This window comes from Acidovorax sp. 93, from assembly GCF_003633835.1.
GTDB classification, from domain to species: Bacteria; Pseudomonadota; Gammaproteobacteria; order Burkholderiales; family Burkholderiaceae_C; genus Acidovorax; species Acidovorax facilis.
In genome coordinates, this window is sequence record NZ_RBIT01000001.1 from 2,694,620 (window position 1) to 2,708,192 (window position 13,573).

Annotated in this window: 11 protein-coding genes; 4 read left to right on the forward strand and 7 right to left on the reverse strand. The window is 65.3% G+C overall.

The window, feature by feature from the left end:
* Positions 1–62: 62 nt before the first annotated feature.
* The 7 genes from C8C93_RS12325 to C8C93_RS12355 all read right to left on the reverse strand — a co-directional run bounded on the left by C8C93_RS12325 (position 63) and on the right by C8C93_RS12355 (position 8,167).
* The gene (locus C8C93_RS12325; protein WP_055394253.1) at positions 63–1,016 is read right to left on the reverse strand and encodes a nitronate monooxygenase family protein; all 954 of its coding nucleotides are present in this window, start codon (positions 1,014–1,016) and stop codon (positions 63–65) included.
* 137 nt (positions 1,017–1,153) lie between these two features.
* Entirely contained in the window at positions 1,154–2,944 is a 1,791-nt protein-coding gene (locus tag C8C93_RS12330; protein ID WP_121507082.1) for an acyl-CoA dehydrogenase, read from the reverse strand.
* Positions 2,945–3,020: 76 nt separating this feature from the next.
* Positions 3,021–3,953 (reverse strand): electron transfer flavoprotein subunit alpha/FixB family protein, encoded by a 933-nt coding sequence (locus C8C93_RS12335; protein WP_121507083.1) that lies wholly within the window; start codon positions 3,951–3,953, stop codon positions 3,021–3,023.
* Positions 3,954–4,703 (reverse strand): electron transfer flavoprotein subunit beta/FixA family protein, encoded by a 750-nt coding sequence (locus C8C93_RS12340; protein WP_121507084.1) that lies wholly within the window; start codon positions 4,701–4,703, stop codon positions 3,954–3,956. It abuts the gene before it with no gap.
* A gap of 217 nt (positions 4,704–4,920) precedes the next feature.
* Positions 4,921–6,255, reverse strand: a complete 1,335-nt coding sequence (locus C8C93_RS12345) for a mechanosensitive ion channel family protein (RefSeq protein WP_199727022.1) — start codon at positions 6,253–6,255, stop codon at positions 4,921–4,923.
* A 5-nt stretch (positions 6,256–6,260) separates the two neighbouring features.
* A complete protein-coding gene (locus tag C8C93_RS12350) occupies positions 6,261–7,052 on the reverse strand; it encodes an enoyl-CoA hydratase (RefSeq protein WP_121507085.1) in 792 nt (263 codons plus the stop codon).
* Positions 7,053–7,213: 161 nt separating this feature from the next.
* The gene (locus tag C8C93_RS12355; protein WP_176888873.1) at positions 7,214–8,167 is read right to left on the reverse strand and encodes a histone deacetylase family protein; all 954 of its coding nucleotides are present in this window, start codon (positions 8,165–8,167) and stop codon (positions 7,214–7,216) included.
* Between the two features lie 53 nt (positions 8,168–8,220).
* Between C8C93_RS12355 and C8C93_RS12360 the strand changes: the two genes are divergently transcribed.
* From C8C93_RS12360 to mltB, 4 genes are all read left to right on the forward strand, one after another.
* Entirely contained in the window at positions 8,221–9,141 is a 921-nt protein-coding gene (locus C8C93_RS12360; RefSeq protein WP_010460095.1) for a MoxR family ATPase, read from the forward strand.
* Between the two features lie 3 nt (positions 9,142–9,144).
* Complete coding sequence (locus C8C93_RS12365; protein ID WP_121419432.1) at positions 9,145–10,200, forward strand: DUF58 domain-containing protein; 1,056 nt, start codon at positions 9,145–9,147, stop codon at positions 10,198–10,200.
* Positions 10,201–10,312: 112 nt separating this feature from the next.
* Positions 10,313–12,340, forward strand: coding sequence for a DUF3488 and transglutaminase-like domain-containing protein (locus C8C93_RS12370; RefSeq protein ID WP_121507087.1), 2,028 nt, complete (start codon positions 10,313–10,315; stop codon positions 12,338–12,340).
* A 137-nt stretch (positions 12,341–12,477) separates the two neighbouring features.
* Positions 12,478–13,554 carry a lytic murein transglycosylase B gene (gene mltB, locus C8C93_RS12375; protein WP_121507088.1) on the forward strand — a complete coding sequence of 359 codons (1,077 nt, stop codon included), beginning with the start codon at positions 12,478–12,480 and terminating at the stop codon, positions 13,552–13,554.
* Positions 13,555–13,573: the final 19 nt, after the last annotated feature.

The following is a 13,573-nucleotide window of genomic DNA, read 5'->3' on the forward strand; positions in this document are numbered from 1 at the left end:
GCCCAAGGCCACCACGCCCTGGGCAGCGGCGGCGGTGTGGAGCCCAAAAGCTCAGCGCAGCATCAGAGCTTGAGGCGTGCGCGCGCAGCCTCGTACTCGCGGCGCAGCTTGCCCACCAGCTCGGCGGTGCTGGTCACGGCGTTGATGGCACCAATGCCCTGGCCGCAGCCCCAGATGTCTTTCCAGGCCTTCTTGGCATCGCCGCCAAAGTTCATCTTGCTGGGGTCGGACTCGGGCAGGTTGTCGGGGTCCATGCCCGCAGCGCGAATCGACGGAGCCAGGTAGTTGCCGTGCACGCCGGTGAACAGGTTGCTGTAGACGATGTCGTCGGAGTTGCCGTCCACGATGGCCTGCTTGTAGGCATCGCTGGCACGCGCTTCGTGCGTGGCGATGAAGGCCGAGCCGATGTAGCCAAAGTCTGCGCCCATGGCCTGCGCGGCCAGCACTGCGTCGCCGCTGGCAATGGAACCACTCAGCGCAACGGGGCCGTCGAACCACTGGCGGATTTCCTGGATGAGCGCAAACGGGCTCTTCACACCCGCATGGCCGCCCGCACCGGCGGCCACTGCGATCAGGCCATCGGCGCCCTTTTCAATCGCCTTGTGGGCAAACTTGTTGTTGATGATGTCGTGCAGCACGATGCCACCCCAGGCATGCACGGCCTGGTTCACATCCTCGCGCGCGCCCAGGCTGGTAATGATGATCGGCACCTTGTACTTGGCGCACACCTGCATGTCGTGCTCCAGCCGGTCGTTGCTCTTGTGCACGATCTGGTTGATGGCAAAAGGCGCGGCCGGCTTGTCGGGGTTGGCCTTGTTGTAGGCAGCCAGCGTCTCGGTGATCTCGGCCAGCCATTCGTCGAGCAGCTCAGCGGGGCGGGCATTGAGCGCGGGCATGGAGCCCACCACACCCGCCTTGCACTGCTCAATGACGAGCTTGGGGTTGCTGATGATGAACAGCGGCGAGCCGATGACAGGCAGCGAGAGGTTTTGCAGCGCGGCGGGCAGTTTGGACATGGCAACAACTTCCTGAACAGGTTTTTGGATGAAATAGGGCTCTAGCGCTTATTCATCAAGCGCTAGCAGCTATCATTTTTATATCAATGAGCTGCCCACTCTGCGGGCAGTCCGTCTCCTCACAACACGCTCAACCTTCAAAAGGCTTCCAGCGCCAACTCGGTAACGCTGGCCGCGCCTTCCACAATGCTGTCGCGCAGGCCCGGGGCCTTCACCAGGATGTGATCAGCATAGAACTGGGCCGTAGTGATTTTTGCGCGCATGAACGCTTCGTCCTGTCCCTTTTGCAACAGGTCCTGTGCCACCAGCAGGCTGCGCGCCAGCTGCCAGCCCGCCACCACATTGCCCGCCAGCATCAGGTAAGGCACGCTGCCCGCAAACACGGCGTTGGGCTGGGCCTTGGTGCCACCGGCCACAAAGTCAATCACATCGAGCAGCGCCTTGCGCGCCGCCGTGAGGCGCTTGGCCACTGCCAGCGCGGCGGGGGTGCCGCTGGCCAACAGATCGGCCTCGGTCTTCTCGATCTGTGCGGCGATGCCCTTGGCGGTCTGGCCGCCGTCACGCACCGTCTTGCGGCCCACGAGGTCGTTGGCCTGGATGGCCGTGGTGCCTTCGTAGATGGTCAGGATCTTGGCGTCGCGGTAGTACTGGGCCGCGCCGGTTTCTTCGATGAAACCCATGCCACCATGCACCTGCACGCCCAGGCTGGTCACTTCCAGGCTGGTCTCGGTGCTGTAGCCCTTGACCAGCGGCACCATGAATTCATAGAACGCCTGGTTCTGCTTGCGCGTGTCGGCATCGGGGTGGTGGTGTGCGGCATCAAACGCTGCTGCGGCCACGGTGGCCATGGCACGGCAGCCTTCCACGGTGGCGCGCATCGTCATGAGCATGCGCTTGACGTCGGGGTGGTGGATGATGGCGGCGCTGGCATTGATGCTGCCGTCCACGGGGCGGCTCTGCACGCGGTCTTTGGCGTACTGCACGGCCTTCTGGTAGGCGCGCTCGGAAATCGCAATGCCCTGCATGCCCACGGCGTAGCGGGCCGCGTTCATCATGATGAACATGTATTCGAGTCCGCGGTTTTCCTGGCCCACGAGGTAGCCAACGGCGCCGCCATGGTCGCCAAACTGCAGCACGGCCGTGGGGCTGGCCTTGATGCCCAGCTTGTGCTCGATGCTCACGCAATGGGCGTCATTCCGCGCGCCCAGGCTTCCATCCTTGTTGACCATGAACTTGGGCACCACGAACAGGCTGATGCCCTTGACGCCCTCAGGCGCGCCCTGCACGCGGGCCAGCACCAGATGGATGATGTTCTCGGCCATGTCGTGCTCACCGTAGGTGATGAAGATCTTGGTGCCGAAAATCTTGTACGTCCCGTCGGACTGGGGTTCGGCGCGCGTGCGCACCAGGGCCAGGTCTGAGCCCGCCTGGGGTTCGGTCAGGTTCATGGTGCCGGTCCATTCGCCGGTCACCAGTTTTTCAAGGTACGTGGCCTTGAGCTCGTCACTGCCTGCGGTGAGCAGCGCCTCAATGGCGCCATCGGTCAGCAGCGGGCACAGCGCAAAGCTCATGTTGGCGCTGTTGGTCATCTCGATGCAGGCCGCGCCGATGGTCTTGGGCAGGCCCTGGCCGCCAAAGTCGGCCGGGTGCTGCAGGCCTTGCCAGCCGCCTTCGCCATATTGGCGGAAGGCTTCCTTGAAACCGGGGGTGGTGGTGACCACGCCGGATTGAAAGCTCGATGGATTCTTATCGCCTTCCCAGTTGAGCGGCGACAGCACCCCTTCATTGAACTTGGCGCACTCTTCCAGCACGGCAGCCGCCGTGTCCAGGCCGGCGTCTTCAAAGCCGGGAATCTGCGCAATCTGTTCAATGTTGGCCAGGTGCTCGATGGCGAACAGCATGTCCTTGACGGGGGCGGTGTAGCTCATGGGTGTCTCCGGGAAAGCAAAATTTCGTCAAAAAAAAGGCATCGCGAGCGATGCCTTTGTGCGCACAGGGGCGTTCTTACAGGGCCTTGACCAGTTCTGGCACGGCCGTGAACAGATCCGCTTCCAGCCCATAGTCGGCCACGCTGAAGATCGGTGCCTCAGGGTCCTTGTTGATCGCCACGATCACCTTGGAGTCCTTCATGCCCGCCAAGTGCTGGATGGCGCCCGAGATACCCGCTGCGATGTACAGCTGCGGTGCCACGATCTTGCCGGTCTGGCCCACTTGCCAGTCGTTGGGCGCGTAGCCTGCGTCCACTGCGGCCCGGCTGGCACCCAAAGCGGCGCCCAGCTTGTCGGCCAGCGGGGTCATCACTTCGTCGAACTTTTCCTTGCTGCCGAGGGCTCGGCCACCGGAGACGATGATCTTGGCGGCCGTGAGTTCGGGGCGGTCGCTCTTGGCGATTTCGCTGCCCATGAAGCTGCTCTTGCCAGCGTCTGCGGTGGCTGCGGCGGTTTCCACGGCTGCGGAACCGCCCGTGGCGGCTGCGGCGTCAAAGCCCGTGGCGCGCACGGTGATGACCTTTACGCTGTCGGCGCTTTGCACGGTGGCAATGGCGTTGCCGGCGTAGATGGGGCGCTCGAAGGTGTCGGCTGAAATCACCTTGGTGATGTCGCTGACCTGCGCCACGTCCAGCTTGGCGGCCACGCGGGGCGCCACGTTGCGGCCGCTGGCGGTGGCGGGGAACAGGATGTGGCTGTAGTTGCCTGCGATGGCGAGCACTTGCGCGGCCACGTTCTCGGCCAGGCCGTGTTCCAGGCCAGGGGCGTCGGCGTGGATGACCTTGGCGACACCGGCGATCTGGGCGGCTGCGGCGGCTGCTGCACCGGCGTTGTGGCCGGCCACCAGCACGTGCACGTCGCCACCGCAGGCCACAGCGGCGGTCACGGTGTTCAGCGTGGCGCCCTTGATGGACGCGTTGTTGTGTTCAGCAATAACGAGTACCGACATTTAGATCACCTTCGCTTCGTTCTTGAGTTTTTCAACGAGTGCCGCTACGTCGGCCACCTTGATGCCTGCGCCGCGCTTGGCGGGCTCGGTCACCTTGAGGGTTTTGAGGCGCGGCGCTACGTCCACGCCGAGGTCTTCGGGCTTGACGGTATCGAGCTGCTTTTTCTTGGCCTTCATGATGTTGGGCAAGGTGACGTAGCGGGGCTCGTTCAGGCGCAGGTCGGTGGTGATGACCGCTGGCAGCGACAGCTGCAGGGTTTCCAGGCCGCCGTCCACTTCACGCGTCACGCTGACCTTGTCGGCCGACAGTTCGACCTTGTTGGCGAACGTGGCCTGGGGCAGGTCGGCCAGGGCCGCGAGCATCTGGCCGGTCTGGTTGGCGTCGTCGTCGATGGCTTGTTTGCCCAGGATGATGAGACCGGGCTGCTCTTTGTCCACCAGGGCCTTGAGGATCTTGGCCACGGCCAGGGGCTGCAGCTCGACGTCGGTTTCCACCAGGATGGCGCGGTCTGCACCGATGGCCATGGCAGTGCGCAGGGTTTCCTGGCACTGGGCCACGCCGCAGGAGACTGCGATGACTTCGGTCACCAGGCCTTTTTCTTTCAGGCGCACGGCCTCTTCAACGGCGATTTCGTCAAAGGGGTTCATGCTCATCTTCACGTTGGCGATGTCCACACCCGTGTTGTCCGACTTCACGCGGACCTTCACGTTGTAGTCCACCACGCGCTTGACAGGGACCAAGACCTTCATTGCTGCGGCTCCTAGAGTTGGTTGAATTGACGTTTACGTAAACTGGAACATTCTATGCGGCACTGCAACGAAAGCGCTACGGGCCCAGCACACAGATCACACGATTAGAAAAAAGAACGATCGTGCTTTTTGTGGATTATAGGCGAGTGCGCGCAGCACCTGTCTAGAGTTTGCTGTCGCCTTAGGCAACCTGCAGCTGCCGGACAAGCGGGCAAGGCTACTCAGAACCCGCCAGTGCGCGGGCCACCGCCGCATTCGACACAGCAGGGGGCAGTGCTCCCTCGACCTGTACATGCATGACCCGCTGCGGATAAGGGATTTCGATCTTGTGGGCGCGCAGTGCACTCAGGATGGCGCGGTTGATCTCCGAGCGCAGGCCCAGCGAACCGTTCTCGGGGTCGGCAATCCAGAAGCCCACGGTGAACTCCAGCCCATCGGCACCAAACGCCGACAAGGACACACTGGGCGCTGGATCGCGCAGCACACGGCTGCTGGCAAAGGCGGCCTCGCCCAGCAGCCGCGTCACCAGGTCCACATCGCTGTCATAGCCCACGCTCACCACGGTGGACAACCAGACGCGGGGGTCCGCCAGCGACAGGTTTTCCACCCGCTGGATGATCAGCATCTCATTGGGCACGATGGACTCGCGGCCCGTGGACGAGCGCACCACCGTGTAGCGCGCATTGATATCGGTGATGCGCCCCTCGAAGTTGTCCACCCGCACATTGTCGCCAATGCGCATGCTGCGCTCGGCCAGGATCACAAAACCGCTCACATAGTTGGACGCCAGCTTCTGCAGGCCAAAGCCAATCCCCACCCCCACAGCGCCGCCCAGCACAGACAACGCGGTCAGGTCAATGCCCACGGCCGACAGGGCCATGATGAGCCCGACGAAGATCAGCAGCGCCCGCACGGCATTGCTCACGGCCTTGCGCAGCGACAGCTCGGCCCCGGTGGCCGAGCGCAGCAGGCGCGACTCGATGGCGGCAGATATCCAAAGCGCGATCAGCAGCACGGCAGCAGCCGTCAGTGCCCCTTCAATCATGGTGCGCACCGACAGCGTGGCGCCTCCCACCTTCCAGTGGATCTGGTCCAGCTCTTCGAGCACCAAGGGCAAGAGCCCTGTGACCCACAGCACCATGCCCAGCCAGGCCAGCCACGAGATGGAACGTTCAATCGGCCGCACCCAGGCGGCATCCGGGTAGGCCACCTGCAGCACCTTCACCCCGATGCGGATGACCACCAGCGACACCAGCACCGGCACGGCGACCTTGAACACGGCCAGCGGAACCCACTGCAGCAGCACGGTGCGCGCCACATAAGCCAGGCACAGCAACGCCAGCGGAAACAGTGCGCCATCGACAATCCGCGTGCCGAACAGGATGGAGCGCGGGTCACCCCGGTGCAGCCCACGCTGCAGCAGCGACACCAGCAACCAGGCCAGGCCCAGGCAGGCGGCCAGGGCGGCAAACTCCACCAGCACCGTGGGTCGAAGAAACGCCTCGGCCCAGCGGCCCACATCTTCCAGCATGGGGGTTTCTGTCGTGGCCATGGCTCTCAGCGCTTCCAGGTAGGCTGGCGCTTTTCGGCGAAGGCGCGCGCGCCTTCCTGCGCGGCGTCGTCCATCATGTTGGTGGCCATGGTCTGGCCCGCCAGCTGGTAGGCCGCATCGATGCCCAGCTCCCGCTGCTGGTACACCAGCGCCTTGCCCAAGGCTACGGCCACGCGGGGCTTTTGCAGGATGGACTCCACCAACTTTTCGACCTCGGCATCCAGCGCATCGGCGGGCACCACACGGTTCACCAGACCCTGCGCCAGCGCGGTGGGCGCATCGATGAAATCGCCGGTGAGCAACATTTCCATAGCCCGCTTGGCGGGCACATTGCGCACGAGCGGCACGCTCGGCGTTGCGCAGAACAGACCGTAGTGGATGCCACTGGTGGCAAAGCTGGCGCTGTCGGCCGCCACCGCCAGGTCGCACTGCGCCACCAGCTGGCAGCCCGCCGCCGTCGCCATGCCCTGCACCCTGGCGATCACGGGTACTGGCAGCTTGTGGATGGTCAGCATCATGCGGCTGCATTGCGCAAACAGCTTCTGGTAGTACGCCAGCTCCGGGTTCGCCGCCATGTCCTTGAGGTTGTGCCCGGCACAGAAGGCTTTGCCTGCTGCGGCCAGCACGACCACGCGCACAGATTCGTCGCGGCCCGCATCGCCCAGCGCCTGTTGCAGCGCAGAGAGCATCTCTGCACCCAGCGCGTTGAAGCGGGCCGGGTCGTTCAGGGTCAAGGTGACCACGCCGCGGGCGTCGCGGGTGGTTGTCAGCACATCATCGAAGTTCTTTGTCGTCATAGTTTGCTCCTCTCAGCCATCTGCACGCCGACTGAAACTGGCACTGCCCAGGCGGGGGGCCGCCGCGCAAGGGCCGCCCCGCCGCGCTGGCGGCGTCCCCCTTCCGCATCGCGCAGCGATGCAATAGAAGGGGGAAGCGGCGAAGCCGCTCAGGGGGTTAGTCACAAATCCGCGAGGACCCGCAAATGTGCCTCCACACTGCGCGCCAGCGGCCCCATCACATAGCCGCCCTCCAGGCACGACACGATGCGGCCCTTGGCATAGCGGCGGGCCACGTCCTTCACGCGCTGGGTGATCCAGGCGTAATCCTGCTCGGTCAGGCCCAGCTGGCCCATGTCGTCCTCGCGGTGGCCGTCAAAACCCGCACTCACAAAAATCATCTCGGGCTTGAAGGCTTCCAGCCGGGGCATCCACATCATTTCGATGATCTCGCGGATGTCCATGCCCCGCGTGTAGGCGGGCACGGGCACGTTGACCATGTTCGGGGCGGGATCATGGTCGCCGCTGTAGGGGTAGAACGGGTGCTGGAAGATGCTGACCATCAGCGCCCGGGGGTCATTGGCCAGGATGTCCTCGGTGCCATTGCCGTGGTGCACGTCAAAGTCCACCACCGCCACGCGCTGCAGGTTGTAGCGCTGCAGCGCATATTTGGCCGCAACGGCCACGTTGTTGAAAAAGCAGAAACCCATGGCCTTGTCGCGGCAGGCATGGTGGCCGGGGGGGCGCACCGAGCAGAACGCGTTTTCCACCTCGCCCGCCATCACGGCATCGGTGGCGGCCAGTGCCGCCCCCGCAGCGCGCAGCGACGCCTTCCAGGTGTGGGCGTTGATGGAGGTGTCGGTGTCGATCTGCGCGTAGTTGGGGCCGCCAGCCATCAGCTCTTCGTTGAGCCGGTCTGACAGGCCGCGCAACGCCGCAATGTGCATGCGGCCGTGGGCCAGCTCGATGTCGGCCAGCGAGGCCTCGGGGGCGTCGTAGCGCTCCAGCGCGTCGGCCACGCCGGTGATCAGCAAGCGATCCTCAATGGCGTCCAGCCGTTCGGGGCATTCGGGGTGGCCCGGGCCCATCTCGTGCTTCCAACAATCCCGATGGGTGAAATAGCCCGTCTTGCTCACAGTCTTGTCCCCGCGTGTCGCATTTTTCTCAATTTTTCGGATAACGTCATGCCATGAACGCACAGCACAAAATCAAATCACTTCTGGATCAGCTTAACACGGTGATCGTGGGCAAACAGGCCCAGGTCCAGGACTGCGTGGCCTGCCTGCTGGCGGGGGGGCACCTGCTGATCGAAGACGTGCCCGGGGTGGGCAAGACCACCCTGGCCCACGCCTTGTCACGCACCTTCGGCCTGCAGTTCTCGCGCGTGCAGTTCACGGCCGACCTGATGCCCAGCGACCTGACCGGCGTGTCGGTGTACGAACGCGGCAAGGAAGCCTTCGTGTTCCACCCCGGCCCGGTGTTTGCCCAGGTGCTGCTGGCCGACGAAATCAACCGCGCCAGCCCCAAGACGCAAAGCGCGCTGCTCGAAGCCATGGAAGAAAAGCAGGTGTCGGTGGAGGGCGAAACCCGCGCCCTGCCCCACCCGTTCTTCGTGATCGCCACGCAGAACCCGCACGACCAGCTGGGCACCTTCGCGCTGCCCGAGTCGCAGCTCGACCGCTTTTTGATGCGCATCTCCATCGGCTACCCCGACCGCGCCGCCGAACGTGTGCTGCTGGCGGGCGCGGACCGGCGCGACATGGTGGACACCATGCTGCCCCTGCTGTCCGACGAGGAACTGGCCGAGCTGCAGCGCCAGGTGCAGGCCATCCACACGGCCGATCCGTTGCTCAACTATGTCCAGGACCTGATTGCGGCCACCCGCTCGGGCCGGTGGTTTCTGCAAGGGCTCTCGCCCCGCGCGGGCATTGCCCTGGTGCGCGCGGCCAAGGCGCAGGCCCTCATCAGCGGGCGCGACTATGTGGCGCCCGATGATGTGCAGGCGGTGCTGCCCCAGACCATTGCCCACCGCCTGGTGCCCGTGGGCGACGCCGGACGCGGCGCGGTGGAGCAGGTGCGCGCGATGGTCGAAGCGGTTCCGTTGCCCTGACCCATGGAATCCGCCACCCCACCGCCCCTCCCACCTCTTGCGCGCTGGCGCAGCCTGGCCGCCACGCTCAACCCATTTGCGCCGCTGCGCCGCCGCTTCCAGCGCTGGTGGCAGGCGCGCCTGCCTCTGAGCGACACGCTGGCGCTCACGCAGCGCAATGTCTATATCCTGCCCACCGGTTCGGGCTGGATGCTGGCGTTGACGCTGATCGTGCTGCTCATCGCGTCCATCAACTACCAGCTCAACCTGGGCTACCTGCTCACCTTTTTGCTGGCGGGCAGTGCGGTGATCGGCATGCACATCTGCCACGCCAACCTGCGCGGCCTGACCCTGCACCTGAAAGCACCCGAGCCGCACTTCATGGGCAGCAGCACCGCGTTTGACATCCAGCTGTCCAGCGAGCGCAAGACCCCGCGCTACGGCATCGCCCTGTCGGTGCACGGCACGGGCAAGGAGGCGCAAAAGGAACCCCATCATTGGGCCTGGACCGACGTGCCAGCGCAAGGGCAGTCCAGCGTGCAAGTCGCTTTCAAGCCCGAGCGCCGGGGCCTGCACCGCGTTCCCACATTGACCGCCGAGACGCGCTTTCCGCTGGGCACCTTCCGCGTCTGGACCTACTGGCGCCCCGCTGCCCAGGTGCTGGTCTACCCCGCACCCGAAACCCCGACACCGCCCCTGCCGTCTGGCGAACCGCGCGCGGGCGGAGCGGGCAACACGCCCACACAGGGCATTGGCGAATTCGACGGTGTGCGTGCCTACCGGCGGGGCGATCCGCTCAAGCTCGTGGTCTGGAAGAAGGCCGCCAAGTCGCTGGCCACTGGCACCGACGACCTGGTGAGCCGCGACGCCCAGCAGGCCCAGCGGCACGAGCTGTGGCTGGACCTGGCCCGTGCCTCACTGCCCGACCACGAAGCCCGCATCTCGCGCCTCACCGCCTGGGTGCTGCAGGCCGACCGGCTGGGGCTGGACTATGGCTTGCGCCTGCCGGGTGTGGAGATCGCCCCGGACACGGGGGCGGCCCATCGCAGAAATTGCCTGGAGGCACTGGCATTGTGCTGATTCGTCCCTCAAAATTTAGATCAAACTGGCACCTTGCGCTTGCTAGAAAAGCGCAGATAGCTACATTTTTGATAGCAAATCAATCACCACCTGTCGGGCGTGCCCCCTTGCCATGAACCTGCGACAGACCCTTGTTTCCCTGCCTCGCGACGCCCGCGACACGCTTTTTCTGCTGTTTGTGATCGTCTGGGTGATCGCGCCGCAGGTGTCCAACCTGCCAGTGTGGACCAGCCTGCTGGCTGGCGGCCTGCTGCTGTGGCGCGGCTGGCTGGCCTGGACGGGCCGCCCCCTGCCCGGCCGCTGGACAGTGGCCGCCCTGCTCCTGGTAGCGGTGGCAGGCACGCTGTTCACGCACCGCACCATACTCGGGCGCGATGCGGGTGTCACCCTCATCGTCATGCTGCTCGCCCTCAAGATGCTGGAGCTGCGCGCACGCCGCGATGCCATGGTGGTGTTCTTCCTGGGCTTCTTCACGATGCTCAGCAATTTCTTCTTCTCGCAATCTCTGCTGACTGCCGCCGCCATGCTGGTGGCGCTGCTGGGGCTGCTCATGGCACTGGTCAATGCCCACATGCCGGTAGGGCGCCCGCCGCTGGCGCAGACCTTTCGCATGGCGGGCACCATGGCCCTGCTGGGCGCGCCCATCATGGTGGCGCTGTTCATGCTGTTCCCACGCATGTCACCGTTGTGGGGCATGCCCGGCGAAAACCTCTCCGGGCGTAGCGGCCTGTCGGGCACGATGAAGATCGGGGACATGGCCGAGATCGCACTGGATGAGCGGGTGGCCATCCGCCTGCGCTTTGAGGGGGCGCCCACCGATGTGCCTGCGCAATCCACGCTGTACTTTCGTGGGCCCGTCATGACCGCGTTCGATGGCCGGGAATGGCAGGCCGAGCCCTTCCGCGAAGACAGCGCCTGGGCCGCACGTGCAGCCCTGCCCGCCAATCTGCAGGTCAGCGGCCCGGCGGTGCGCTATGAGGTGACGCTCGAACCCCAGCGCCAGCCCTGGCTGATGGTGCTGGAGGCCACCCCCGAGGCGCCCCAGCTGTCCAACAACATGCAGGCCTACATGACGCAGGACCTGCAGTGGATGACGGCACGTCCCATCACCGAGGTGATGCGCTACCAGGCCGTGAGCTACCCCGAGTTCCGCCACGGCCCCCAGCAGTCGGTGCGGCAACTGCGCGTGTACACCGAGCTGCCGCCCGGCTTCAATCCGCGCACCCTGGAGCTGGCGGCACAGATGCGGGCAGACCCTGCACTGGCGAACGCCCGCACGGAAGTTCTGGTGAATGCCGTCCTGCAACGCCTGCGCACAGGGGGCTACAACTACTCCCTCGATCCAGGCGTCTATGGCCAGCACACCGCCGACGAGTTCTGGTTTGACCGCAAGGAAGGCTTTTGCGAACACATTGCCTCGGCCTTCGTGGTGCTGATGCGCGCCATGGATGTGCCAGCACGCATCGTCACGGGCTACCAGGGCGGCGAGCGCAACCCCGTCGATGGCTACTGGACGGTGCGCAACGCCGATGCCCATGCCTGGTCCGAAGTCTGGATGGAGGGGCGTGGCTGGGTGCGTGTAGATCCCACAGGCGCCGTCTCGCCGAACCGCGTGGGCCAGTTCCAGCGTTTGCGCGCGCCCCAGGGTGCGTTCGCCAACGCCCTGGGCACCCTCAGCCCGGGCATGGTGCAGAACCTGCGGGCCGTGTGGGAAGCCGTCAACAACGGCTGGAACCAGTGGGTGCTCAACTACACCCAGAGCCGCCAGATGGACCTGCTCAAGGCGCTGGGGTTTGAATCTCCCAGCTGGCAGGACCTCACCACCGTGCTGGGCAGCCTGGTCATCGCGGCTGCACTGGGCGGCATGGGCTGGAGCCTTTGGGAACGTGCCCAGCACGACCCCTGGCTGCGGCTGCTGGCCCGCACGCGCCAGCGCCTGGCGCGCGCCGGCCTGACGCTGCCCGAAACCCTGCCCCCTCGCGCCATGGCCGAACGGGTGCGCGCGCATTTCGGCCCGCAGGCTGCTGGGGTCGCAGACTGGCTGCTGCGGCTGGAACGCCTGCGCTACGCCCCCCACCCCGACACCGAACTGGGAGCCCTGCGCCGCGAGTTTCGCGCACTGCCCTGGCCAAACCGATGAATCCCCCCTGAGCGGCTTCGCCGCTTCCCCCCAAGGGGACGATGCCCTTGCTGCGGGGCGGCCCTTGCTTGGCATCCCTGGCCTGGGTCGCGTCGGTTTCGGGGCGCAGGGACAAAACAAAGTAACGAACAACCCAAATGAAGAAGACAGCTCCATGGATCACAACAGCTATATTTTTGATAGCTTCTTGCGCACTACCAGTAAGCGCTAGCCCGCAAAAATCTTCCAAAACCAGCATCACAAAGCAAAAGCCAGCCGTGCTCTACGCATCGCGCCCCGAGGCGCTGCAGTTTGCCGATGACCTGGCTGCGCGCCGCGACTTGGACCGCGAATGGGTGCGCCAGGCCATCGGGCAGGCGCATTTTTTGCCGCAGGTGCCCCGGCTCATGCTGCCGCCACCCAAGGGCACGGCCAAGAACTGGCGCGTGTACCGCAGCCGCTTCATCGACCCCATCCGCATCCGCGCCGGCCAGCGGTTCTGGCAGGAGAACCAGGCCATGCTGGAGCGGGCCGAGCGCGAGTACGGCGTGCCTGCCGAGATCATCGTGGGGATCATCGGCGTGGAGACCATCTACGGCCAGCAGATGGGCACGTTCCGCGTGATGGACGCGCTGGCCACGCTGGCGTTTGATTTCCCATCAGCCCATCCTCGCGCCAAGGAGCGCACCGAATTTTTCCGCCGCGAGCTGGAGCAGTTCCTGAGCCTCACCAACCGCAGCAACACCGACCCGTTCGAGCCGCGCGGCAGCTACGCTGGTGCCATGGGCCTGGGACAGTTCATGCCGTCGAGCTGGGTGCGTTACGCCGTGGACTATGACGGCGATGGCCGCGTGGACCTGTTCAACAGCCCGGCCGATGCCATCGGCTCGGTAGCCAACTACTTCCGGGGCCACGGCTGGACGCCGGGCATGCCCACGCACTTTGGCGTGCAGTTCGACACGGCACGGCTGCAGATGGATGACCTGCTGGCGCCCGACATCCTGCCCACCTTCAGCGTGGCCAGCATGCAAGCCAAGGGCGCTGTGCTCGACGCGGCTGGCGTACAACACAACGGCCCACTCGCGCTGGTGGAGCTGCAAAACGGCGCAGAGGCGCCGAGCTATGTGGCGGGCACCGAAAATTTCTACGCCATCACCCGCTACAACTGGTCGAGCTACTACGCGATGGCGGTGATCGAGCTGGGCCGCGAAGTGGCGGCGGCGCGCGCGCGCTGACCCGCGCAGGCGCACCGGG